The organism is Caulobacter sp. (genome assembly GCF_039596335.1).
Classification (GTDB): domain Bacteria; phylum Pseudomonadota; class Alphaproteobacteria; order Caulobacterales; family Caulobacteraceae; genus Caulobacter.
Genome location: NZ_JBCNJZ010000004.1, coordinates 280,448 through 305,717, shown reverse-complemented (window position 1 = coordinate 305,717; position 25,270 = coordinate 280,448). Strand labels below are relative to the sequence as shown.

The following is a 25,270-nucleotide window of genomic DNA, read 5'->3' as shown; positions in this document are numbered from 1 at the left end:
GGGCGCGCGGCCTGTGGATAAGGCTGTGCGCAGGGCGCCGCTATTAGGCTTTGGGTAAGTCATCAGACCATTCGAGGTCGGCCGCGACGTGCCGTCGCGCGGGCCTCAACGTCTTAGGGACAAAGGGTTTGAGGCTAGATCCCTAATTCGGGTTTCACCTTAAGGGTGTGTGTCCGTGCATGGTTTATCTGCGGCGGTATGACATGTTGAAAGGAGTTGGAAAGGAAATACGGTTACCGGAATCGGGCCGTAGTGTGGCGTGTTGGGGGAGCCTGCGTTTGGGGGGCGTCTCCATTGCTCGGGTGCGTGTAAGGGCGCGCCTATAAGCAGGATGGATGAAATGGCGATTTCGAGTCTCTCGCCCGCTCAGATTTCGGCTCTGACGGTCACGGCCATCCAGGGCCTCAGCACGACCGACATCCAGTCGCTCAGCGGCGCGCAGGTCGCTGCCCTAAGCGCAACGGGGATTGGTGCGCTCGCCAACACCCAGGTTGAGGCGCTCAGCACAACTCAGGTCAAGGCGCTCACCACGACGCAGATCCCGAAGTTCGCCACTTCGGTGACCTTCAACGTCACGCAGCTCACCACCCTTTCCACCCAGCAGGTCTCGGCCCTTACCTCGACCCAGCTGGCCTCGCTCGACACCTCGCGCATGTCGGCTCTCGCGGCCACCCAGGTCGCCGTGCTGTCGTCCACTAACTTCTCCGGCCTGGCCGGCACTCAGGTCGCCGCGCTCAGCGCCTCGCAGATCAAGGGTGTGACCGCGTCCCAGCTGAAGGGCCTGACGGCCGCCGACATGGGCGAGTTCACGGCCACCCAGATCGGCGCGCTGGCCAGCGATCGCCTGGCCGCACTCAGCGCCACCAATTTCTCGGCTCTCGACGCCACCCAGATGGGCGGCCTGACCGACACCCAGATCAAGGGCCTCAGCGCCACCCAGGTGAAGGGCCTGTCGACCACGGACGTCGGCGAACTGTCGGCCGCCCAGCTGGGCGTGTTCTCGGCCGCCCAGATCGGCGCCCTGTCGCCGGAAGCCTTCTCGGCGCTGAGCCAGACCCAGACCGGCGCTCTGACCACGACCCAGATCAAGGGCGTGACGACCAGCCAGATCAAGGCCCTGACGTCGACGGACGTCGGCCAGCTCTCGACCACGCAGGTCGGGGCTCTCAGCGTCGCCCAGGTGGGCGCGATGGGGACGACCCAGGTCGCCGGCCTGGCCACGACCCAGATCTCGTCCATGGCGACGACGCAGCTCGCCGCCCTGGGCACGACCAACTTCACGGCCCTGAACAGCACCCAGGTGGGCGCGCTCACCGCCTCGCAGGTCAAGGGTCTGACCAACGCCCAGATCACCGCGATGTCGGCGTCCGACGTCGGTGAGCTGACCTCGACCCAGATCGGCGGCCTCAGCGCCAGCCAGCTGGGCGCTCTGACCACGACCGCCTTCGCGGCGATGGACACGACCCAGATGGGCGCGCTGAACGCGACCCAGATGAAGGGTGTCACCACCAGCCAGCTGAAGGCCCTGTCCGCGACGGACATGGGCGAGCTGACCACGACCCAGATCGCGGGTCTGGCCGCCAACCAGATGGGCGCCTTGGCCGGCACCCAGGTCTCGGCCCTGACCAGCACTCAGGTCGGCGCGCTGACCACCTCCCAGATCAAGGGTCTGACGAACGCCCAGCTGTCGGCGCTGTCGACAACGGACATGGGTGAGCTGACCACGACCCAGGTCAGCGCCCTGACGGCCGACCAGGTCAAGAACCTGTCGGTCACCAACCTGTCGGCGCTGAGCAGCACCCAGATGGGCGCGCTGTCGAACTCGCAGATGGCGGCCCTGACGGCGACCCAGATCAAGGGCCTGTCGACCACCGACATCGGTGAATTGACCGCCACCCAGATGGGCCGCCTGACCACGGCCCAGGTCGGCGCCCTGGCGACGACCCAGGTCCAGAACCTGTCGACCACCCAGATCGGCGGCCTGTCGTCCAGCCAGGTCGCGGCGATGTCGGCGACCAACCTGAACCAGCTGAGCTCGACCCAGGTCGGCGCGCTGACGACCACGCAGGTCAAGGGTCTGAGCACCGCTCAGCTGGCCGGCCTGAGCACCACCAGCGTCGGCAACCTGGCCACCACCCAGCTGGGCGCGCTGTCCGCCAGCCAGCTGGCCGGCATGGGCGCGACCAACTTCGCGGCCATGAGCAGCACCCAGGTGGGCGCGCTGTCGACCGACCAGATCAAGGGTCTGACCGCCAGCCAGCTGAAGGCCCTGACCGCGACGGACATGGGCGAACTGACCACGACCCAGGTCTCGGCGCTGACGCCGGCCCAGATGGGCGCCCTGGCGGCGACCCAGGTCTCGGCCCTGACCTCGACCCAGACCAGCGCCCTGACGGCCAGCCAGATCAAGGGCCTGACCGCCGACCAGATCAAGGGTCTCAGCACCACCGACATGGGTGAGCTGACCACCACCCAGGTGGGCGCCCTGACCGCCGACCAGATCAAGAACCTGTCGGTCACCAACATCTCGGCCCTGACCTCGACCCAGACCGGCGCCCTGACCTCGACCCAGCTGAAGGGTCTGAGCACCAGCCAGCTGGCGGGCCTGTCGGCCACCGACGTCCAGGAACTGACCGGCACGCAGCTGGGCGCTCTGTCGAACGCTCAGATCGGCGCCCTGACCCAGACGGGCCTCAAGGCTCTGAGCACCACGCAGCTGCAGGGCCTGAGCGCCTCGCAGGTGGGCGCGCTGTCGCCGACGAACTTCGCGGCCCTGGACAGCACCCAGGTCGGTTCGCTGACCACCACCCAGATCAAGGGTCTGACGCCCGGCCAACTGACCGCCATGTCGTCGACCGACGTGGGCGAGCTGACCGCCACCCAGATCGGCGCCCTGGCGACGACCCAGATCGCCGCCCTGACGCCGACGGCTCTGTCGGGCATGGACTCGACCCAGACCGCGGCCCTGACCACCTCGCAGATCAAGGGGCTGTCGGTCGCCCAGGTGAAGGGCCTTTCGGCCACCGACCTGAACGACCTGACCTCGACCCAGCTGGGCGCGCTGTCGAACGCGCAGCTGAACGCCCTGACGCCCACGGCCTTCTCGGGCATGAACAGCACCCAGATGGGCGCGCTGAGCACGAGCCAGATCAAGGGCCTGACCAACGCGCAACTGGGCAGCCTGAACGCCACCGACATGGGCGAGCTGACCACGACGCAGATCGGCGCCCTGAGCGGCGAGCAGCTGAAGAGCCTGTCGGTCACCAACCTGTCGGCCCTGAACGCCACCCAGGTCGGCGCTCTGAGCAACACCCAGGTCCAGGCCCTGACCACCAGCCAGCTGAGGGGTCTCGGCACCACCGACATCGGTGAGCTGACGGCCACCCAGGTCGGCGCCCTGTCGGCCGCCCAGATCGGCGCCCTGGCCACGACCCAGGTCCAGAACCTGTCGACCACGCAGATCGGCGGCCTCAGCGCCTCGCAGATCAGCGCGATCACCACCGGCAACATCTCGCAGCTGAACGGTACGCAGCTGGGCGCCCTGACCACGACGCAGCTGAAGGGTCTGACGGCCAACCAGCTGGGCGCGATGGCCACGACCCAGGCGTCGGCCCTGGCCACGACCCAGGTCAGCGCCCTGGCCAACACCCAGATCGCCGCCCTCGGCGCGTCGAACTTCTCGGCCCTGACCAGCACTCAGGTCGGCGCCCTGACCACCACCCAGATGGCGGGCGTTTCGGCCTCGCAGCTCAAGGGTCTAACCACCACCGACATGGGTGAGCTGACGGCGACGCAGCTGGGCGCCCTGACGACCGCCCAGCTGGGCGCGCTGTCGAGCACCAACTTCTCGGCCCTGAACAGCACCCAGGTCGGCGGCCTGACCACGACCCAGATCAAGGGTCTGACGAACGACGTGGTGAAGAACCTGTCGACCACCGACATCGGCGAGCTGACGGCCACCCAGGTCGGCGCCCTGTCGGCCGACCAGATCAAGAACCTGTCGGCGGCGAACATCTCGGCTCTGACCAGCACCCAGACGGCGGCGCTGAGCGCCACCCAGATCAAGGGTCTGACCAACACCCAGATCGCCGGCATGAGCACTACGGACGTGGGCGACCTGTCCGAGACCCAGATCGGCGCGCTGTCGGTCGCTCAGATCACCTCGCTGAACGTCGACGACCTGACGGCCACGCAGATGAAGGGCCTGACGTCCAGCCAGCTGGGCGCCCTGGGCACGACCAAGTTTGCGGCCTTCGACACCACCCAGGTCCAGGCGCTGACGGCCACCCAGCTGAAGGGCGTGACCACCCTTCAGATGGCCGCGCTGTCGGCCACCGACGCGGGCGAGTTCACCACCACCCAGATCGGGGCCCTGGCGGCGACCCAGCTGGGCGCGATGACGCCCACGGGCTTCTCGGGCCTGGACGGCACCCAGGTCGCGGCGCTGAGCACGACCCAGATCAAGGGCGTGACGATCGCCCAGCTGAAGGGCCTGACGTCGACCGACGTCACCGAGTTCACGACCACCCAGATCCAGGCTCTGGCGCCCAGCCAGCTGGCCGCCCTGACGGCGACCGGCTTCTCGGCCCTGGCCTCGACCCAGATGGCGGCTCTGACCACCACCCAGATCAAGGGCGTCACCACCACGCAGCTGGCGGGGCTGTCGACCACCGACATCGGTGAACTGGCCACGACCCAGATCTCGGCCCTGAGCGCTGAACAGCTGAAGAGCCTGTCGGCGACCGGCGTCTCGGCGATGACGACGACCCAGGTCAATGCGCTGAGCAACAGCCAGATCCAGTCGCTGACCGCCACCCAGCTGAAGGGTCTGACGGCCACCGACATCGGTGAGCTGACGGCCACCCAGGTCGGCGCGCTGTCGAACATCCAGATCGGCACGCTGGTGACCACCCAGGTCCAGGGCCTGACGACCACCCAGATCGGCGGCCTTACGGCTTCGCAGGTCGGCGTGCTGTCGACCACCAGCCTGAACCAGCTGAGCACCACCCAGGTCGGCGCGCTGAACGGCACCCAGATCAAGGCCCTGAAGGCCGATCAGCTGAAGGATCTGTCGACCACCAACATCGGCGCCCTGACCACCACCCAGGTCGGCGCTCTGGCCACGACCCAGGTCGGCGCGCTCGGCAGCGGCTTCTCGGCGCTGAACAGCACGCAGGTGGGGGCTCTGGCCACCACCCAGATCGCGGGCCTGACCGCCTCGCAGGTCAAGGGTCTGACGACCACCGACATCGGTGAGCTGACCTCGACCCAGGTCGCGGCGCTGACGACGCAGCAAGTGGGCGCCCTGACGACCACGGGCCTGTCGGCGATGAACTCGACCCAGATGGGCGCGCTGACCGCGACCCAGATCAAGGGTCTGACCTCCGACCACGTGAAGAACTTGAGCACCACCGACATCGGTGAGCTCACGACGACCCAGGTGGCGGCGCTGTCGGCCGACCAGGTGAAGAACCTGTCGGCGACGAACATCTCGGCGCTGAACAGCACCCAGAGCGCGTCCCTGACCGGGGCCCAGATCGCCGCCATGACGATCACCCAGGTCCAGGGCCTGTCGACGACCGACATCGGCGATCTGACCGTGACCCAGGTGGGCTCGCTGTCGGCCTCGCAGATCAAGGCCTTCGCCACGACCCAGGCCGGTCAGCTGTCGACCACCCAGATCGGTGGCCTCAGCGCCAGCCAGGTGGGCTCGCTGTCGACCACGGCCTTCGGCGCGCTGAACAGCACCCAGGTGGGCGCCCTGACCGGGACCCAGCTCAAGGGTCTGACGACCCAGCACATGAACGCCCTGTCGACCACCGACATCGGCGAACTGACCGCCACCCAGGTCGGCGCGCTGGCCGGCACGCAGCTGGCCGCCCTGACGCCCTCGGCGCTGTCGGCGATGAGCTCCACGCAGATGGGTTCGCTGACCGCGACCCAGGTGAAGAGCATCACGACCTCGCAGCTGGCGGGCCTGACCACCACCGGCGTCGGCCAGCTGGGCTCCACCCAGATCGGCGCGCTGTCGGCGCCGCAGATCGCCGCCCTGACCACCACGGGCCTGTCGGCGATGAGCTCGACCCAGGTCGGCGCGTTCACGGCCACCCAGATGAAGGCTCTGACCAGCCCGCAGCTGAAGGGCCTGTCGACCACCGACATCGGTGAGTTCGCGACGACCCAGATCGCGGCCCTGACCGCCGAACAGCTGAAGAGCCTGGCGGCCACGCAGGTCTCGGCCCTGACCAGCACGCAGGTGGGGGCTCTGACCAACACCCAGGTGCAGGCCCTGAGCACCAGCCAGCTGGCCGGTCTGTCGACCACCGACGTCGGCGAACTGACCTCGACCCAGGTCGGCGCCCTGTCGCTGGCCCAGGTCGGCGCCCTGGCCGGCACCCAGCTGCAGCAACTGACCACCACCCAGATCGGCGGCATGAGCGCCACCCAGCTGGGCGTGATCTCCTCGACCAACTTCTCGCAGCTGGACGCCACCCAGCTGGGCGCGCTGACGACGACCCAGATCAAGGGCCTGTCGAACAGCCAGATGACCGGCCTGACCACCACCAACGTCGCGGCCCTGGCCACGACCCAGGTGGGCGCGCTGTCCTCGACCCAGCTGGGCGCGATGAGCTCCACGGGCTTCTCCAGCCTGAACTCCACCCAGGTGGGCACGCTGAACGCCACGCAGCTGAAGGGTCTGACGGCCAACCAGCTGAAGGGTCTGTCGACCACCGACATCGGTGAGCTGACCACCACGCAGATCGGTTCGCTGTCGGTCGCCCAGATCGGGGCCCTGGCGACGACCCAGCTGTCGGCGCTGACCAGCACCCAGATGGGCGCCCTGAACGCCACCCAGATCAAGGGTCTGACCAACAGCCAGATGGCCGGCCTGTCGACCACCGACGTGGGTGAGTTCACCACCACCCAGATCGGCCAGCTCAGCACCGCGCAGCTGACTGCGCTGTCGACCCGGATCACGGGCTTCGACGCCACCCAGATGGCGTCGCTGACCACCAGCCAGGTCAAGGGCCTGACCGTCGACCAGGTGAAGGGCCTGTCGACCACCGACATCGGCGAGCTGACCAGCACGCAGGTGGGGGCGCTGACGACCGCGCAACTGCAGGCCCTGGCCACGACCCAGGCGGCCCAGCTGTCGACCACCCAGATCGGCGGCCTGGCCAGCACCCAGGTCAGCGCGCTGACGACGACGGCCTTCGGGGCGCTGAACGGCACCCAGGTCGGCGCTCTGACCGCCACCCAGGTCAAGGGTCTGACGACCAACCAGCTGACCTCGCTGAGCACCACCGACGTGGGCGAGCTGACCGCCACCCAGATCGGCGCTCTGGCCACCAGCCAGCTGGCGGCGTTCTCGGCGACCAACTTCTCGGCGCTGAACAGCACCCAGACGGCCGGCCTGACCGCCACCCAGGTCAAGGGCCTGACGGTCACCCAAGTGCGCGGTCTGTCCCAGACCGACCTTGGCGAGCTGACCAGTACCCAGGTCGGCGCCCTGACCACCAGCCAGCTGAGCCAGCTGTCGACCACGGTGATCGGCGCCCTGACGACGACCCAGATGGGTCAGCTGCAGGCCTCGCAGATCTCGGGCCTGACGACGACCCAGCTGGACCACCTGACGACGACCAACATCGGCGCCCTGACCAGCACCCAGGCCGCCGCCCTGACGACGGCCCAGGTCCAGAGCCTGGATCCGGACCAGGTCGCCGCCTACGTGTCGGTGATCTAAGAAAATCCCGCCGCCCGCGCACAGCGTGGGCGGCGGATTGTTCTCGGCCATTGGTCGAGGTTCGCCCGCCATGGCATGATCGCGATCGGCCGAGTCGCACGCAGGTTGCGTGTGCGAACGCCCACCGCTTTTCGTACCCGGGAAGACCATGGCCGACGTCGATACGCTGGATCTCATCAGCACCGTGACCGCGGACTCCTGTCCGCTGGGCGACCTGATCGCCCTGGCCATACGGTTGACAGAGGGCGGGCAGCCCGCCTTGGCTGACCAGGCCTACAAGGTCTGGATCCGCTTCCATTCCGAAAACCCGCAGCTGTGCGTGGCGCACTTCAACCGCGCGGTCCTGCAGTCCAACCTGGGCGACAACGCCGGGGCCGTGGCCTCGCTGGAGGCGGCGATCGCGCTGAACGCCGACTTCCTGCCGGCCTATGTCAATCTGGGCGGCCTGCAGGAGCGCCTGGGCCTGCACGAGCTGGCCATCGCCACCTGGGAGGCGGGCGCCAACCGGCCGGCGGTGATGAACGGCCTGAGCGTCAGCTATGCCTTCACCTGCCTAAAGCAGATCGCCCGTGTGCTGGGCGACCTCCAGCAGCCTTCGCGCGCCGAGCTGGCGTTGCAGCGCGCCGCCGATCTGGACCCGCACGCCATGGACGTGATCGGCCAGCTGGTCGCCACGCGCCTGGGGCAATGCAAGTGGCCCGCCGTCCAGCCCAGCGAGCGCCTCAGCCGCGAGACCCTGCTGTCGGGCGTCAATCCGCTGTCGGTGGCCGCCTACACCGATGATCCGCTGCTGCAGCTGGCCGCCGGCAACCGCTTCAGCGAGCGCGAGGCCAAGGTCACGCCCGAGCAGATCCGCGCCGACCGCCGCGATGCGCCCATCGACCTGACCGGCCGCCGTCCGCGCATCGGCTACATCTCGTCGGACCTGCGCGACCACGCCGTCGGCTATCTGATGGCCGAACTGTTCGAGGTCCACGACAAGTCCAAGGTCGAGGTCTTCGCCTACTACTGCGGGCAGGAGTCCAGCGACGGCCTGAACACCCGCATCCGCGCCGCGGCCGAGCACTTCACCGACATTCGCCCGATGACCGACGACGAGGCCGCCCAACGCATCGCCGACGACGGCATCGACATCCTCGTGGACGTCAACGGTCACACGCGCGACGCCCGCACCTCGGTCTTCGCCCGCCGTCCGGCCCCAATCCTGGTCAATTGGCTGGGCTATCCCGGCACCATGGGCAGCGATTACCACCACTATATCATCGGCGATCCGGCGGTCATTCCGCCCGAGATGGAGCACTACTACTCCGAGGCCGTGCGCCGCATTCCCTGCTACCAGCCCAACGACCGCCGCCGGAAGGTGGCCGACGAATGCCCGACCCGCGCCGAGGCCGGCCTGCCCGAGGACGGCTTCGTGTTCTGCTGCTTCAACGGCACGCAGAAGATCACGCCTCACGTCTTCGACCGCTGGATGGAGATCCTTAAGCGCACGCCCGGCAGCGTGCTCTGGCTGCTGGACAGCAATCCCGAGACCAATGCGCGCCTGCGCGATGCGGCCCAGGCGCGCGGCGTCGACCGGATGCGTCTGGTCTTTGCGCCGAAGATGCAGAACGCCTTCCACCTGGCGCGCTATCGCCTGGCGGACCTGTTCCTGGACACCACCCCTTACGGCGCCCACACCACGGCCTCGGACGCACTGTGGATGTCCGTGCCAGTCCTGACCTGGTCGGGCCGCTGCTTCGCCTCGCGCGTCTGCGGCAGCCTGGTCTCGGCCGCCGGCCTGCCCGAGCTGGTCGTCGACAGCGGCCAGGCCTATGTCGACAAGGCCGTCGAAATCGGCTCGGACCGCGCCAAGGCCGACGCGATGCGCGCGACCCTGGCGGCCAACCGCGACACCTGCGTGCTGTTCGACATGGACCTGCTCGCCAGCAAGCTGGAAGCCCTGTACGGCGAGATGATCGCCGAACACCAGGCCGGCCAGCGGCCCCGGCCGAACCTGACCAACCTGCCGGTCTATCTGGATATCGGCCTGGCCCTGGACGAGGACGCGCGCGAGATGCAGGCCGAGCCGGACCTGGACGGCCTCTATCGCCAGGAGCTGGCCCGCCGCCACGCGCTGAAGGCGCTGCCCGCCGATGGTCGCCTCTGGGACGGTGGCCAGTGAACCGCCAGCAGCTGGAAGCGCTGAAGTTCGACGGCTATGCGCCGCGCACGATGCTGGACGTCGGCGCCCACATCGGCAGCTTCTCGGCCGCCTTCGTCCAGGCCTTTCCGGACTGCGCCCCGACCCTGGTCGAGCCCAATCCCTACTGCGAAGAGGCGCTGGCCAAGCTGCCGTTCGAGCGGCACATGGCCGCCGCCTCAGACGAGAACGGCGAGGCCGAGCTGTTCCTGACCAAGGAGTGGCTGCAGTCGACGGGCACCTCGCTCTATCGCGAGAACACCGACTTCTTCCGCGACGAGGTGACGATCCGCCAGCCGGTGCGCAAGGCGCGGCTGGACGACCTGTTCCCCGGCCGCCGCTTCGACTTCGTGAAGATCGACACGCAGGGCTCGGAGCTGGACGTGCTGCGCGGCGGCGAGACCGTGCTGCGCCAGGCTGACTACATCCTGATCGAGGTGTCGCTGGTGAATTACAACGCCGGCGCGGCCCCGGCCGAGGCGGTGTTCGCCCAGCTGGCGGCCCTGGGCTTCGTCCCCGTCGACGTCACCGACTTCCACCGCCTGCGCGGCGTACAGGACGGCGGTCTGCTGCAGATGGACCTGCTGTTCCGCCGCCGTACGGCCAGGGCGGCGCAGTTCGGTCGGCTGACGGCGCTGAACGACCTCTCCGGCCTCATCGACCACCTCCGGACCCGCAAGGCCCAGAACCCGGACTTCCGCGTGCTGCTGGTGGACGGCGGTCCGCCCGGCTGGCCGGCGGACCTGCGCGACGCGGGCCTGGGCGGGGACCTGTCGGATCCGGACAGCTATCGCGCCATCCTGGCCCATGTCGCCCGCCACGGCCGCTTCGACTACTGCGTCGCGCCGCACGTGCTGCAGACCCTGGCCCGGCCGTCGGTGCTTCTGGAGCGCCTGCCGCTGATCGCCGAAGCCGGCTGGATGACGACGCCGTCGCGCTATCTGGAGGCGCTCAAGCCCGAGGCCGCGCATCGCGGCTACGCCCATCACCGCTGGGGCGCCGACCATGCCGGCGCGGTCCTCAGCCTGGCCCCCAAGACGCCGCTGATCGAGCACCTGACCTTCCCCGGCGAGGCCGTCTGGGCCCAGGCGCCCGAGCGGTTCGAGCTGCAGGTCGGCTGGCGCGGCGGGCTGGCCTTCGAGCTCGTGGGCGGGGAGGGGGCCTGGCCGCCCCGCGACCAGGCCCTGGCCATGCTGGGCCGGTTCTACGAAGGCGTGTCCGGCGACGCCGCCCCGCCCGCCGTCGAGGCGGCGGTCGATCTCGACATCGCCCTGGGCCAGGCGGTCGCCACCGCGCGCGACGCCGGCAGCGGCCTACATCCCCTGGGCCGGCTGAAATACTATCATGACGCGGCCAGCCTGATCCTGTGCCAGCCGCTGACGGCCCAGCGTCTGGCCCTGTTCGAGGCCCTGCTGGACGAGGCCCTGGCCCTGAAGGTCGAGGCCCCCGACGCCGACTGGACCGACTGGGTGATCCACTATCGCGTGGTGACCGAGGCCCTGGCCGGCGCCGCCATCGACGGCCCGACGCCGGCCGTCCGCGACGACGGTCCGCAGACCTTCATGACCGGCGACGGCCAGGTGCTCGACGCGGCCGGCCTCCAGGCCCATGCCGATGCGCAAGGCGCCCAGGTGGTGTTCTTCGCCGCCGCCGACCTGCGCTATGTCGAGCTCTATGCCCGTCTGCTGGCCCTGTCGGTGATCAAGCATTCGGACACGCCGTTCCTGGTGGTCATCCACGTGATCGGCGGCGCCGACCGTCTGGCTGACGCCGTGGCGGCGGTGGGGATCGACGATCCGCGGGTGGTCTTCACCGGCGACGACTTCGACGCGTCTTCAGTCACGACCCAGTGCTACGAGGCGCCGCCCAAGGGCCTGATCGAGATCCCGGTCGCCCACTATCAGTCGGTGCGCTTCCAGCGCCTGGGGGCGCTGCTGGACCTGCTGGGCCGGCCGGTGTTCGTGTCGGACATCGATCTCTTGCTACAGCGCGGCGTGGCCGATCTCCTGGATCAGTGGGCCGACGCCGACCTGGTGATCAACGAGAACGACCGCAACGTCCAGGCCGGCTCGCGCATCACCGCCAACCTGCTATTGGCCCGCCCGACGGCGGCGACGGCGATCCTGCTGCGCTGGCTGCGGGCCTATCTGGACGAGCGGCTGTCGCGCGAGACGGTGACCCGCTGGATCGACCAGGTCGCCCTCAACCTGGCCCGCCACCACCTGGCCCTGCACGCGCCGGACGCCAAGATCGGGACCTTCGACACCGCGAGCGACATCAACAACGTGATGTTCAACGAGTACGTCCCCGGTCACCCGTTCCGGTTCCTGTCGCTGTACCACGGCTTCGATATGTCGACGCTGGAGCCCTAGAAGGTCGCCTTAGCCTTCATCAGCACCGCGCCGTCGCAGGTCGCCCACAGCTCGGCGCCGCCATCGATCAGGCGGCCTTGGGCGGTGATGGTCTCGCCGGCGAAGGCGGGCTTGAGGGCGCGGAACGAGAACCGCGTCAGCGGTCGCTTTGGCATGGCCTCCAGCAGCAGCAGCGCGATCAGTGGCCCGTGGACGACGAGGCCCGGATAGCCCTCGACACCCGTCGCATAGGCCTGATCGTAGTGGATGCGGTGGGTGTTGCTGGTCGCCGCCGAGAAGGCCGCCAGCAGCACGGGATCGGTGGGGGTCTCGACGCTCCATTCGGCCGCTGCCGGGAGTTCGTCCGGCGTGCGCGGCGCGGGCGGGGCGGCGGTGTAGACGATGGTCTGGCGCTCGGTCACCCGCACCGCGCCGGCTTGGCTGAAGGTCCGCTCCAGGGTCACGAAGGTCAGCAGACCGCTGGCGCCGGCCTTCTGCTCGACGGCGGCGACGGTCTCGACCAGATCGGTGTCCTGGCCCGGCCGCAGCGGTCCCGCAAACCGCAGGTCGGACGCCGCGAACATCCGCCGGGGCGGCAGGGCCGGATCGCGCTTCGGGTGGCCGTCGGGACCGAGGTCCGAGCGTCGGACGGGCCTCGCCAGACACGCCCAATGCCAGGCCGGCGGAACCTCCGTCGGCGCCTCGGGCCGGTCGAGCACCGCCGCCAGCCGCGCCAGGTCGCTCGCCGCCAGGATCATCAGTACGACCGGGGCAGGCCGAGCACGTGCTCGGCGACGTAGGCCAGGATCAGGTTCGTCGAGATCGGGGCCACCTGGTAGAGGCGCGTCTCGCGGAACTTGCGCTCGATGTCGTACTCCTCGGCGAAGCCAAAGCCGCCGTGGGTCTGCAAGCACATGTCGGCGGCCGCCCACGAGGCCTCGGAGGCCAGCATCTTGCCGATATTGGCCTGCTCGCCGCACGGCTCCCCTGTGTCGTAGCGGGCGGCGGCGTCATAGACCGTCAGGCGGGCGGCGTGGGTCTGGGCATAGGCGCGGGCGATCGGGAACTGTACGCCCTGGTTCTGGCCGATCGGCCGGCCGAATACGACGCGGCTGTTGGCGTAGTCGCGGGCCTTGCCGATCAGCCAGGCGGCGTCGCCCAGGCACTCGGCCCCGATCAGGATCCGCTCGGCGTTCATGCCGTCCAGGATATAGCGGAAACCCTTGCCTTCCTCGCCGATCAGGCAATCGGCCGGGATCACCAGATTGTCGAAGAAGATTTCGGTGGTGGCGTGGTTCAGCATGGTGGCGATCGGCTTGATCGTCAGGCCGGCGCCCTTAGCCGTGCGCATGTCGACCAGGAACACCGACAGGCCGTCGGCCTTGCGCGCGACCTGATCCTTGGGCGTGGTGCGGGCCAGAAGCACCATCAGGTCGGAATGCTCGGCCCGGCTGGTCCACACCTTCTGGCCGTTGATGACGTAGCTGTCGCCGTCGCGCCGGGCGAAGGTCGAGATCGAGGTGGTGTCGGTGCCGGCGGTGGGCTCGGTGACGCCGAAGGCCTGCAAACGGATCGAGCCGTCGGCGATCTTCGGCAGCCATTGATCCTTCTGCGCCGCCGAGCCGTGCCGCAGGATTGTGCCCATGGTGTAGATCTGAGCATGCAGGGCCGCGGCGTTGCCGCCGCTGGCGTGGACCTCTTCCAGGATCGCCGCCGCCGCGGTCAGGCCCAGGCCGCCGCCGCCGTACGCTTCCGGGATCAGCACGCCCAGCAGGCCGGCCTTGGTCATCGCCGCCACGAAGCCGGTCGGATAGGCCTTCTCGCGATCCAGCCCGCGCCAGTAGGCGGGCGGGAAGTCGCGGCACAGGGCCCGCACCGTCTGGCGCAGGGCCTCGATCAGTTCGGCGTCAGCCTGCATCAGACCCGCTCGAAGGCCAGCGCTGCGCCTTGGCCGACGCCGATGCACAGGGTGGCCAGGCCCCGCTTGCCGTCGGTGGCTTCCAGCTGGCGCAATGCCGTCAGCACCAGGCGCGCGCCGGACGCGCCGAGTGGGTGGCCCAGGGCGATGGCGCCGCCGTTCGGGTTCACGTGGTCGCCGTCGTCGGGCAAGCCCAACTGGCGCAGCACCGCCAGCCCCTGGGCGGCGAAAGCCTCGTTGAGCTCGACGGTGTCGAAGTCGCTGATCGTGAGGCCGGTCCTGGCCAGCAGCTTCTGGACGGCGGGGACGGGGCCGATGCCCATGACGCGCGGCTCGACACCGGCGGTGGCGTAGCCGGTGATGCGGGCGCGCGGGGTCAGGCCGTGGCGCTTGACGGCGTCTTCGGAGGCGACGATCAGGGCCACCGCGCCGTCATTGACGCCCGAGGCGTTGCCGGCCGTCACCGTGCCGCCTTCGCGGACGATCGGCTTCAGCTTCGCCAGCGCTTCGAGGGTCGTCTCGCGCGGATGCTCGTCGCGGTCGAAGACGGTGGGACCGGCCTTGCCGGGGATCTCGACGGGGGTGATCTCGCCGGCCAGGAAACCCGAGGCTTGAGCGGCGGCCGCGCGTATCTGGCTGCGCAGGGCGAAGGCGTCCTGGTCCTCGCGGTTCACGCCATAGTCTGCGGCGACGTTCTCGGCCGTCTCGGGCATGGTGTCGACGCCATAGGCCTTGCGCATCGCCGGGTTGATGAACCGCCAGCCGATGGTGGTGTCGAAGATCTCGGCATTGCGCGAGAAGGCGCTGTCGGCCTTGCCCATCACGAACGGGGCGCGGGTCATGCTCTCGGCCCCGCCGGCGACCACCAGGTCGTTGTGGCCCGACAGGATGGCGCGGGCGGCGTAGCCGATGGCCTCCAGGCCCGAGGCGCACAGGCGGTTGACGGTGACGCCGGGCACGGAGACGGGCCAGCCGGCCAGCAGCAGGCCCATGCGGGCGACGTTGCGATTGTCCTCGCCGGCCTGGTTGGCGCCGCCTAGCACCACCTCGTCGATGGCGGCCAGGTCCAGGCCCGGGTTGCGCGCCGCCAGGGCCCTCAGCGGAATAGCAGCCAGGTCGTCGGCGCGGACATTGGCGAGGGACCCGCCATAGCGCCCGAACGGCGTGCGGATCCCGTCACAGAGATAGGCGGTCGTCATCCCAAGGCTCTCCCGTCATGCGCTCAAACAAGTGTTAGAGTCGCGACGGGAGGGCTTCAACGACTTTTAGCGCCAGCCGCCGCCCAGGGCCTGGACCAGGGCTACCGCCGTCGTCTGGCGCGAGACCGCCGTGGTCAGCAGGGTGCGTCGGGCCGACAGGGCCGAGGCCTGGGCGTTGACCACGTCGGTGAACACCACCTGGCCGGCGCGGTACTGGTTCAGCAGCATCTGCTCGGTCTGGTCGGCGGCTTGGGAGGCTTCCAGCTGCAGGGCGTACTGCCGCTCCAGGGTGCGGGCGGCCATCAGCTGGTTCTCGACGTCCTCGAAGGCGGTGAGGGCGGTCTGGCGGTAGTTGGCGGCGGCGGCGTCATAGGCCGCGCGGCTCTGGGCGACCTGGGCGCGGCGGGCGCCGGCGTCGAACAGGGTCTGGGCCACGCTCAGCCCCAGCGACCAGGTGTTGGCCGTCGTGGTCAGCAGATTGCCCAGCTCGCTGGAGGTCGAGCTGCCCCGAGCGGTCAGGCTGAAGGTCGGGAAGTAGGCGGCGCGGGCCACGCCGATGTCGGCATTGGCGGCGGCCACCCGGCGCTCGGCGGCGGCGACGTCGGGACGGCGCTCCAGCAGGGTCGAGGGCACGCCAACCGGGATCTCCAACGGGGCCGGCTTCCACGTGGTGTCGGCGGCCAGGCGGAAGGTGCTGGCCGGCTCGCCCACCAGGACAGCGATGGCGTTCTCGAAGGTGGTGCGGTCCTGGGTCAGGCCTTCCAGGGTCGAGCGGGCGGTGGCCAGGGTGCTCTGGGCCTGCAGCACGTCCGAGCGCGGGGCGATGCCGGCGTCGTAGCGGTTCTGGGTGATCTGGACCACGCGCTGGTAGCCCTCGACCGTGGCGGCGATCATGGCGATCTCGGCGTCGGCGCGGCGCAGGCCCAGATAGCTGGTGGCCAGCTCGCCCTGGGCCGACAGGCGGGCGGCGGCGAGGTCGGCCTCGCTGGCCTCCGCGCTGGCCTTGGCCCCGCTGATGCCCGCGCGGATGCGGCCCCAGACGTCCGGCTCCCAGCTGGCGCCGATGCCGACCTGATAGCGCTGGGTGTCGCCAGCCCGGGTGTTGCCGCCCGCGCCCGGCGCGCTGGTCGTGCCGCCGCCGCCCGAGCGGGTGCCCGAGCCGGAAAGGTCGATGGTCGGGAACAGGCCGGCGCGCTGCTGGCGCACCAGGGCGCGGGCCTGGCGGTAATTGGCCTCGGCGGCGGCGATGGTCTGGTTGTCCACCTTCACCCGCTCGGCCAAGGCGTTCAGCTGCGCGTCGCTCAGCAGGGTCCACCAGTCGCCGCGATCGATGTGGTCGGACGGCTCAGCGGCCTTCCAGCCCTCCATGGCCTTGAACTGGGCCGGGGCGGCGGTCTTCAGGGCGGGGGTCTCATAGGCCGGCGTCAGCGAGCAGGCGCTCAGCAGGGCGAGCATGGAGACGGCGCCGAGCAGTCGAAGAGAGGTCATCAGGCAGGCTCCGGCGCGTGGGTCGAGTGGGTCGTCAGATGTCGCTCGTCCTTGCGCTTCTTGCCGCGCAGGCGGTCGAGATAGACATAGACGACGGGGGTAGTGATCAGGGTCAGGACCTGGCTGGCGATCAGGCCGCCGATGATGGCCACGCCCAGCGGACGGCGCAGCTCGGCGCCTTCGCCAAAGCCGATGGCCAGGGGCAGGGCCCCCAGGGCGGCGGCCAGGGTGGTCATCAGGATGGGGCGGAAGCGCAGCAGGCTGGCTTCGCGCACGGCGTCCTGGGCCGACAGCCCTCGGCTGCGCTGGGCGTCCAGGGCGAAGTCGATGATCAGGATGGCGTTCTTCTTGACGATGCCCAGCAGCAGGAAGACCCCGATCAGGGCGATGACCGAGAACTCCATCTTGAAGATCAGCAGGGCGATCACGGCCCCGACGCCGGCGGCGGGCAGGGTGGACAGCACCGTGATCGGGTGGACGTAGCTCTCGTAGAGAATGCCCAGCACGATGTAGATCGCCACGATCGCGGCCAGGATCAGGATCGGCTGCTGCTTCATCTGGTCGTCGGCGGCGCGGGCGCTGCCCTGGAAGCTGCCGCGCACGCTGGTCGGCATGCCGATCGACGCCTCGGCCTCCTGGATGGCCAGGCGGGCGTCGGTCAGGGCCTTGCCCTCGGCTAGGTTGAACGAGACCGTCGTGGCCAGCTCTCCGTTCTGGTGGTTGACCGAGGTCGGGGTGGCGTTCTGCGAGACGCTGGCGATGGCCGGCAGCGGGGTCATGGCCGTGGCGGCGGTGTTCAGGGCCGAGCCGGTGGAGGGATCGCGCAGAGCCGGATTGACGCTGGTCTGCGTGGTCTCGGTGGCGGATGTCTCGGTCGTCGCGGCGGGCTTGGTCGGCACGCGCACGTCGTTCAGCGCCTCGGGGCCTTGGGCGAACTTCTGGTTCCACTCCAGGATCACCGCGTACTGGTTGACGTCCTCATAGATGGTCGCGACCTGACGCTGGCCGAAGGCGTTGTAGAGCGCGTTGTCGACGTCGCGCGGCGTGATGCCCATGCGCGAGGCGCTGTCGCGGTCGATGGTCACCAGGGTCTCGACGCCGTTCTCCTGCTGATCGGAATCGACGTCGGTCATCACGTCGCCGCGCGCCTTCATGGCCTCGGCCAGCTTGGCGGCCCATTCCTTGAGGTCGGCGCTGCTGTCGCTGGTCAGGGTGTACTGATAGGTCGAATTGCTCTGCCGCCCGCCCATGCGCAGGTCCTGGGTTGGGTTGAGGAAGACGTTCAGGCCGGTGACCTTCTGCAGCTGCGGCCGCAGGCGGGCGATGACGGCCGAGCCCTTTTCCTTGCGTTCCTTGATCGGCTTCAGGTTCACGAACATGAAGCCGCCGCCCGCGCGGCCGCCGCCGGTGAAGCCGACCACGGTGTCGACGGCCTTGTCCTTGCGGATGATCTCGACCACCTGGCGCAGCTTCTGCTGCATGGCCTGGGACGAGACCGACTGGTCGGCGCGGATGCCGGCCATCAGCTGGCCGCTGTCCTGCTGCGGGAAGAAGCCCTTGGGCACGGCGATATAGAGCCAGGCGGTCATGCCGATCACCGCGATCAGGATGGCGATGACCAGCGGCTTGGCGTGCAGCGCCCAGTCCAGGCAGCCCTCGTAGAAGCGGTGGATGCGGTCGAACGCGGCCTCGAAGAAGCGGCCGATACGGCCCTCCTTCTTCTGGTGCGGGCGCAGCAGATAGGCGCACATCATCGGCGTGGTGGTCAGCGAGATGACCAGCGAGATCAGCACCGCCGCCGACAGGGTGACGGCGAACTCGCGGAAGAGGCGCCCGACCTGGCCGCCCATGAACAGCAGGGGGATGAACACGGCGACCAGCGAGACGCTGATCGACAGCACCGTGAACCCGACCTCGCGCGCGCCCAAGAGGGCGGCGGCGAAGCGGTCCATGCCCCGCTCCATGTGGCGGGCGGTGTTCTCCAGCACCACGATGGCGTCGTCGACCACGAAGCCGGTGGCCACCGTGATGGCCATCAGGGACAGGTTGTTGAGGCTGAAGCCCAGGAAATACATCACTCCGAACGTGCCCAGCAGCGAGACGATGGTCGCCGCTGCCGGGATGAAGGTCGCCCGGGCGCTGCGCAGGAAGGCGCTGACCACCAGGATGACCAGCACAAGGGTGATCAGCAGGGTGAATTCGATCTCGTGCAGCGAGGCGCGGATCGAGTTGGTGCGGTCGCTGGCCACGGCCACCTGGATGTCGCTGGGCAGCTGGGCGCGCAGCTCGGGCAGGACGGCGCGGACGCTATCGACGGTCTGGATGATGTTGGCGCCCGGCTGGGCGGTCAGCAGCACGATGATGGCCGGCTGCCCGTTGAACAGGCCCAGCGTGCGGGTGTCGGCGACGCTGTCGGTGACGTCGGCGACGTCCGACAGCCTGACCCCGACATCGCCGCGCCAGGCCACGACCAGGCCGGCATAGTCGGCGGCCTTGCGACCCGCGCCCGAGGTGTAGATCTGGTAGCGCTGGCCGCTGCCCTCCAGCGCACCCTTGGGGCGGTTGGCGTTGGCCGACTGGATCGCGGCGCGGACGTCCTCCATCGACACGCCGTACTGGTTCAGCAGGAACGGATTGGCTGAGATGCGCACGGCCGGCAGCGAACCGCCGCCGATCTCGACCTCGCCGACGCCGGTCACTTGGGCCAGGCGCTGGGCGACGATGTTGGACACCGCGTCGTAGATCTGGCCGGGGGTCTTGGTGTCCGAGGTCAGGGCCAGGATGATCACTGGCGAGTCGGACGGGTTGGCCTTGCGATAGGTCGGGTTGCTGCGCAGCGTGGCGGGAAGGTCGGCGCGCGCGGCGTTGATGGCGGCCTGCACCTCGCGCGCGGCGCCGTCGATCTTGCGGTTCAGGTCGAACTGCAGGGTCACCCGGGTCGAGCCCGTCGAGCTCTGCGAGGTCATCTCGTTGACGCCGGCGATCGTGCCCAGCCGCCGTTCCAGCGGCGTGGCGACGCTGGAGGCCATGGTCTGGGGGCTGGCCCCCGACAGGCTGGCCGAGACCGAGACCGTCGGATAGTCCACCTGCGGCAGGGGCGAGACCGGCAGCACCAGGAAGGCGGCGATGCCGGCCAGGGCGATGCCGATGGTCAGCAGAACCGTGGCGACCGGCCGCTTGATGAAGGGCCCCGACAGGTTCACGACGGCGCCCCCGGCAGGGCCTCGGGCTCACCCGGGATCGTGTCGTCGTCCTTGCGCTCGCGGCGGACGCTGGGCGCCAGGCGGTCGAAGGCCAGATAGACGACAGGCGTCGTGAAGATGGTCAGCAGCTGGCTCAGCAGCAGCCCGCCGAAGATGGCGATGCCCAGCGGCCGGCGCAGCTCGGCGCCCTCGCCGAAGCCCAGCATCAGCGGCACGGCGGCGAACAGGGCCGCCAGGGTGGTCATCAGGATGGGGCGGAAACGCAGCACGGCGGCCTGGAAGATGGCGTCGTGGGGGCTGAGCCCCTCGTTGCGTTCGGCGTCGATGGCGAAGTCGATCATCATGATCGCGTTCTTCTTGACGATGCCGATCAGCAGGATGATGCCGATGATGCCGATGACGCCCAGGTCGTTGCCGGTGATCCACAGGGCCAGCAGCGCCCCGACCCCGGCCGAGGGCAGGGTCGACAGGATGGTCATCGGGTGGATGTAGCTCTCATAGAGCACGCCCAGCACGATATAGACGCAGACCACGGCCGCCAGGATCAGCCACAGCTGGTTCGACAGCGAGCTTTCATAGGCCCCCGCCGCGCCGAGGAAGGTGTGGGTGACGGCGACCGGCATGTCGATGGCCTTCATCGCCTTGCGGATCTCGCCGACCGCGTGGCCCAGCGACACGCCCGGCGCGGTGTCGAAGCCGATGGTGGTGGCCGGGAACTGGGCGACGTGGGTCACCTGCAGCGGGGCTTGCTGGGTCTTGATGGTCGAGAACGCCGTCAGCGGGGCGGGCGAGCCGCCACCCGTCTTCAGGTTCAGCGCGCCCAGGCTGGCGGGATCGGTCAGCAGGCCGGGCTTGGCCTCCAGGATCACCCGGTACTGGTTGGTCTCGGTGAAGATGGTCGAGACGATCCGCTGGCCGAAGGCGCTGTAGAGGGCGTCGTCGACGTCCGAGGCGGTGATCGACAGGCGCGCGGCGGTGTCGCGGTCGATGTCCACGAACGCCGCCTGGCCGGTGGCCGAGGCGTCGGAATAGACGTTGCGAACAGACTTGAGATTGGCCAGCTCGGCGGTCAGCTTGCCGGCCCATTCCTTGATGGTGGCGGTGTCGGCGCCTTCCAGCGACAGGCGGTATTGGGTCGGGCCGCTTTCGGCGTCGATGGTCAGGTCCTGGGTCGGTTGCAGGTACAGCGTCACGCCGGGCACTTCGGCCACGCGCTCGCGCAGCCGCTGCATGATCTTTTCCTGCGAGCCGGAGCGGTCGGCCTTCAGGTTGATCTGCATCTGGCCGGTATGCAGCATGGCGTTGTTGGCGCCGTCGACGCCGATGAACGAGGCCACGTTCTCGACCGCCGGATCGTCCAGGATCGCCTCGGCCGCCTGCTGCTGCAGGGCCGCCATGCGGGTGTAGGACACCGATTGGGACATCTCGGTGCGGGCCTGCAGCTGGCCGGTGTCCTGGGTCGGGAACAGGCCCTTGGGGATGACCAGATAGAGCAGGGCGGTCAGCACCAGGGTCAGCACGGCGACGACCAGGGTGGCCTTTTGGCGCTGCAGCACCCATTCCAGCGCTTTCTCGTAGCGGGCCTCGACCCGCTCGAAAGCGTCCTGGACCTTCTTGCTGAAGCCCTTGGTCTGTTGTTCCGGATGGGCGGTCAGCCAGCGGGCGGCCATCATCGGGGTCAGGGTCAGGGAGACCACGGCCGAGATCAGGATGGTGATCGAAAGGCTGATGGCGAACTCGCGGAACAGCCGCCCCACCACGTCGCCCATGAACAGCAGCGGGATCAGCACGGCGATCAGCGAGATGGTCAGCGAGATGATCGTGAAGCCGATCTCTTTCGCGCCCTTCAGCGCCGCCTCCATGGGCTTTACGCCCTTCTCCAGGTGGCGGCTGATGTTCTCGATCATGACGATGGCGTCGTCGACGACGAAGCCGGTCGCGATGGTCAGGGCCATCAGGCTGAGGTTGTTGAGCGAGAAGCCCAGCAGGTACATCACCCCGCACGAGCCGATCAGCGAGATCGGCACGGCCAGGCTGGCGATCACCGTGGCGCGCAGGCTGTGCAGGAAGAAGAAGATCACCAGCACGACCATGGCCACGGCCAGCAGCAGCTCCAGCTCCACATGGTGGACCGAGGCGCGGATGCCGGCGGTGCGGTCGGCCAGCACCTGGACGTCCAGGGTGGCGGGCAGGCCGGCTTGCAGCTCGGGCAGCTTGGCCTTGATGGCGTCGACGGTCTTGATGACGTTGGCGCCGGGCTGGCGCTGGACGTTGACGATGATCGCCGGGGTCTTGCCGGCCCAGGCGCCCAGGCGGGTGTTCTCGGCGCTCTCGACCACCTGGGCGATGTCGCTGAGGCGGACCGGGGCGTTGTTCTTCCAGGTGACGACCAGGTTCCTGTAGTCGTCGACGGTCAGCAGCTGGTCGTTGGCGTTGATGGTGTAGCTGCGGCTGGGGCCGTCGAAGCTGCCCTTGGCGCTGTTGGCGTTGCTGGCGCTGATGGCGCTCTGCACGTCGGCCAGGGTCAGGCCGTAGCTGGCCATGGCTTGCGTGTCGGCCTGGATGCGCATGGCCGGACGCTGGCCGCCCGAGAGGCTGACGAGGCCGACGCCCGAGACCTGGCTGATCTTCTGGGCCAGGCGGGTGTTGACCAGGTTCTGCACCTCGGTCAGCGGCAGGGTGTCGGAGGTGATGGCCAGGGTCAGGACCGGCGCGTCGGCCGGATTGACCTTGGCATAGACCGGCGGGGCGGGCAGGTCGGCCGGCAGCAGGGCGTTGCCGGCGTTGATGGCGGCCTGCACCTCCTGCTCGGCGACGTCCAGCGTCTCGCCCAGATTGAACTGCAGGGTGATGACCGAGGCGCCGGCGGTGCTGACCGAGCTCATCCGGGCCAGGCCCGACATCTCGCCCAATTGCCGCTCGAGAGGGGCGGTGACGGTCTGGCTCATCACCTCCGGACTGGCCCCGGGGTACAGAGTCTGGACCTGGATGGTGGGGTAGTCGACCTGCGGCAGGGCCGACAGCGGCAGCAGCCGGAAGCCGACCAGGCCGGCCAGCACGATGGCCGCCATGAACAGGGCCGTGGCGACCGGCCGCAGGATGAAGGGACGCGAGGGGTTCATCGGTATGGCCGACTATTCCGGACGCTGGCGACGGCGCTCGCCGCCTTGGCCGGGACCCTTGCCTTGCCCCTGCGGTCGGGCGCCCGGCAGTTGCACCTTGCCACCGTCGCGCAGGCGGTCGCCACCTTCGGTGATGACCTTGTCGCCGGCCTTCAGGCCCTCGGTGATCTGCACCTGGACGCCGGTGGACTGGCCGGTCTTCACGGCGCGGCGCGAGACGGTCTGGTCCTGGTTCAAGAGCCAGACGAAAGAGCCCTGGCTGCTCTGGCGCACGGCGGTGGCGGGCACGACGACTGCGCCCTTCACGCTGTCCAACTCCATGCGGACATTGACGAACTGGCTGGGGAACAAGGCCCCCGAAGCATTCGGGAAGCGGGCCTTGGCGCGGACGGTGCCGGTGCCGGTGTCGACCAGGTTGTCCAGGGTCGAGAAGGTCCCGCGGTCGAGGGTGTTGGTCCGGGTGCGGTCCAGGGCGACGACCGGCAGGGCGGCGCGGCCCTGGCGGGCGGCGACGCGCGGCACGTCGTCCTGGGGCACGGTGAACTCGACGTCGATCGGCGAGACGGTGGTGATCACCGCCACGCCATTGGCCTCGCCGGCCCCGACATAGTTGCCGACGTCCACGACCCGCAGGCCGACGCGGCCCGAGACCGGGGCGATGATGCGGGCAAAGCCGACGTTCAGGCGAGCCGTGCCGACGGCGGCGCGGTCGGCCATCACGGTGCCTTCCAGCTGCTTGACGGTGGCGGCCTGGGTGTCGACCTCCTGGCGGGCGATCGAGTCCTGGGCCAGCAGGGTCTGGTAGCGGGTCAGGATCAGCCTGGCGGCCGACAGTTGGGCCTCGTCGCGGGTCAGGTTCCCCTGCGCCTGCATCAGCGCCATTTGATAGGGGCGGGGATCGATCTGGATCAGCGGCTGGCCGCGCTGGACGGTCTGGCCTTCACGGAACAGCACCTGCGTGATCACGCCCGACACCTGGGGGCGGACGGTCACGGTCGCGGCGGGGGTCACGGTGCCCAGGGCCTCGATGATGATCGGCAGGTCGGTGGCGCTGGCTGTGGCCACCGCGACCGTACTGGCCGGACCGCCGCGCCGTCCGCCGCCGAAGCCGCCGCCCGGACCGCCAGCCTCGTCGCCGCCGCCCTTCAGGAGGCTCCAGCCCAGCCAGCCCACCCCGGCCAGGGCCGCCACGGCGATCAGGCCGCCGAGGATCAGCGTCCGGCGGCGCGGGGGCGTGCGCGGGGCGGTGGTCTGGAAGTCGGTCATCGTCAGCCTTCGAGCGGCCGCATGCTGCGGCGAGAGCGGGAGGCGGCGGGTCGCCCTGAAGAGCGCCGTTCGCACGTCCGCGCACCTCTAAGCGGCCAACGTGTTCGCCAGTTTGCAGGGCTGAAATGTTCGAACGCCGATATGGCTCCGCTTGGGTGTCGGAAACCCGAAACACCGTCCTCGATCCGAGGAGGAAGCGCGCGGCAAGGAGGCTCCGGGCCGCTTGCGCGGCCCGTTCAACCTACTGAACTTTAAGGAGAATGGTGGGTGTAGTAGGATTCGAACCTACGACCCGCTGATTAAGAGTCAGCTGCTCTACCAACTGAGCTATACACCCATTCGACGGTCCGAAGCACTTGCGAGCCCCGGCGGCGAGGCGCGGAACATACTCAATGAATTTGGGAGCGCAAGCGCTTTTTTCATGGCCAGACGAGATATCAGCGGAGCCGTGGATTTCGGCTATCTGGAAGGGTTCGCGGCGGGGGATTCCGGCGTGGTCGATGAGGTGCTTGCCCTGTTCCGCGAACAGGCCGCCCTGTGGACCCCGATGCTGGATCCGACCCACCCCGGCTGGCGCGACGCGGTCCATACGGTGAAGGGCGCCGCGCGTGGTGTGGGAGCCTTCCAGCTGGGCGAGGTCTGCGAGCGCTGCGAGGCGGGGCAGGAGAGCCTGGAGGCCGTGCGCACGGCCCTGGACGTCGCCCTGATGGACATCGCCGCCTATGCCCACGAACAGGCCCTGCGTTCGCTGAAGGGCTAGTCTGACGCAGGCTTAATTGGCGGAGGCATCGCTGGTT

At 69.2% G+C, this 25,270-nt stretch carries 11 protein-coding genes and 1 tRNA gene; 4 read left to right on the top strand and 8 right to left on the bottom strand.

The window, feature by feature from the left end; genetic code table 11:
• The first annotated feature begins 340 nt into the window (after positions 1-340).
• The 3 genes from ABDW31_RS10455 (at position 341) to ABDW31_RS10445 (ending at position 12,298) form a co-directional block, all read left to right on the top strand.
• Positions 341-7,744 carry an ice nucleation protein gene (locus ABDW31_RS10455; RefSeq protein WP_343698659.1) on the top strand — a complete coding sequence of 2,468 codons (7,404 nt, stop codon included), beginning with the start codon at positions 341-343 and terminating at the stop codon, positions 7,742-7,744.
• Between the two features lie 148 nt (positions 7,745-7,892).
• On the top strand, positions 7,893-9,908 hold the full coding sequence (locus ABDW31_RS10450) for an N-acetylglucosamine transferase (protein WP_343698658.1): 2,016 nt from the start codon (positions 7,893-7,895) through the stop codon (positions 9,906-9,908).
• Positions 9,909-9,958: 50 nt separating this feature from the next.
• Positions 9,959-12,298: an FkbM family methyltransferase gene (locus ABDW31_RS10445; RefSeq protein WP_343698816.1), complete on the top strand. Its 2,340-nt coding sequence runs from the start codon at positions 9,959-9,961 to the stop codon at positions 12,296-12,298.
• Here ABDW31_RS10445 and ABDW31_RS10440 read toward each other — a convergent pair.
• The 8 genes from ABDW31_RS10440 to ABDW31_RS10405 form a co-directional block, all read right to left on the bottom strand.
• Positions 12,295-13,035: a hypothetical protein gene (locus ABDW31_RS10440; RefSeq protein WP_343698657.1), complete on the bottom strand. Its 741-nt coding sequence runs from the start codon at positions 13,033-13,035 to the stop codon at positions 12,295-12,297. The two genes, ABDW31_RS10445 and ABDW31_RS10440, sit on opposite strands and share 4 nt — an antisense overlap.
• Positions 13,035-14,198 carry an acyl-CoA dehydrogenase family protein gene (locus ABDW31_RS10435; protein ID WP_343698815.1) on the bottom strand — a complete coding sequence of 388 codons (1,164 nt, stop codon included), beginning with the start codon at positions 14,196-14,198 and terminating at the stop codon, positions 13,035-13,037. Before ABDW31_RS10435 ends, ABDW31_RS10440 begins: the two co-directional genes overlap by 1 nt.
• Positions 14,195-15,394: a 3-oxoadipyl-CoA thiolase gene (pcaF, locus tag ABDW31_RS10430; RefSeq protein ID WP_343698656.1), complete on the bottom strand. Its 1,200-nt coding sequence runs from the start codon at positions 15,392-15,394 to the stop codon at positions 14,195-14,197. Before pcaF ends, ABDW31_RS10435 begins: the two co-directional genes overlap by 4 nt.
• Before the next feature lie 66 nt (positions 15,395-15,460).
• Positions 15,461-16,882, bottom strand: coding sequence for an efflux transporter outer membrane subunit (locus ABDW31_RS10425; RefSeq protein WP_343698655.1), 1,422 nt, complete (start codon positions 16,880-16,882; stop codon positions 15,461-15,463).
• Entirely contained in the window at positions 16,882-20,085 is a 3,204-nt protein-coding gene (locus ABDW31_RS10420; protein ID WP_343698654.1) for an efflux RND transporter permease subunit, read from the bottom strand. Before ABDW31_RS10420 ends, ABDW31_RS10425 begins: the two co-directional genes overlap by 1 nt.
• Complete coding sequence (locus ABDW31_RS10415; RefSeq protein WP_343698653.1) at positions 20,082-23,207, bottom strand: multidrug efflux RND transporter permease subunit; 3,126 nt, start codon at positions 23,205-23,207, stop codon at positions 20,082-20,084. Before ABDW31_RS10415 ends, ABDW31_RS10420 begins: the two co-directional genes overlap by 4 nt.
• 12 nt (positions 23,208-23,219) lie before the next feature.
• Positions 23,220-24,473: an efflux RND transporter periplasmic adaptor subunit gene (locus ABDW31_RS10410; protein WP_343698652.1), complete on the bottom strand. Its 1,254-nt coding sequence runs from the start codon at positions 24,471-24,473 to the stop codon at positions 23,220-23,222.
• 261 nt (positions 24,474-24,734) lie between these two features.
• Positions 24,735-24,810, bottom strand: a tRNA-Lys gene (locus tag ABDW31_RS10405).
• Between the two features lie 84 nt (positions 24,811-24,894).
• Here ABDW31_RS10405 and ABDW31_RS10400 point away from each other — a divergent pair.
• Positions 24,895-25,233 (top strand): Hpt domain-containing protein, encoded by a 339-nt coding sequence (locus ABDW31_RS10400; protein WP_184721291.1) that lies wholly within the window; start codon positions 24,895-24,897, stop codon positions 25,231-25,233.
• Positions 25,234-25,270: the final 37 nt, after the last annotated feature.

Coding starts and splice junctions, on each gene's coding strand:
- ABDW31_RS10455 (WP_343698659.1), top strand. CDS start 341: ATGGCGATTTCGAGTCTCTCGCCCGCTCAGATTTCGGCTCTGACGGTC.
- ABDW31_RS10450 (WP_343698658.1), top strand. CDS start 7,893: ATGGCCGACGTCGATACGCTGGATCTCATCAGCACCGTGACCGCGGAC.
- ABDW31_RS10445 (WP_343698816.1), top strand. CDS start 9,959: ATGCTGGACGTCGGCGCCCACATCGGCAGCTTCTCGGCCGCCTTCGTC.
- ABDW31_RS10440 (WP_343698657.1), bottom strand. CDS start 13,035: ATGATCCTGGCGGCGAGCGACCTGGCGCGGCTGGCGGCGGTGCTCGAC.
- pcaF (WP_343698656.1), bottom strand. CDS start 15,394: ATGACGACCGCCTATCTCTGTGACGGGATCCGCACGCCGTTCGGGCGC.
- ABDW31_RS10425 (WP_343698655.1), bottom strand. CDS start 16,882: ATGACCTCTCTTCGACTGCTCGGCGCCGTCTCCATGCTCGCCCTGCTG.
- ABDW31_RS10415 (WP_343698653.1), bottom strand. CDS start 23,207: ATGAACCCCTCGCGTCCCTTCATCCTGCGGCCGGTCGCCACGGCCCTG.
- ABDW31_RS10410 (WP_343698652.1), bottom strand. CDS start 24,473: ATGACCGACTTCCAGACCACCGCCCCGCGCACGCCCCCGCGCCGCCGG.
- ABDW31_RS10400 (WP_184721291.1), top strand. CDS start 24,895: ATGGCCAGACGAGATATCAGCGGAGCCGTGGATTTCGGCTATCTGGAA.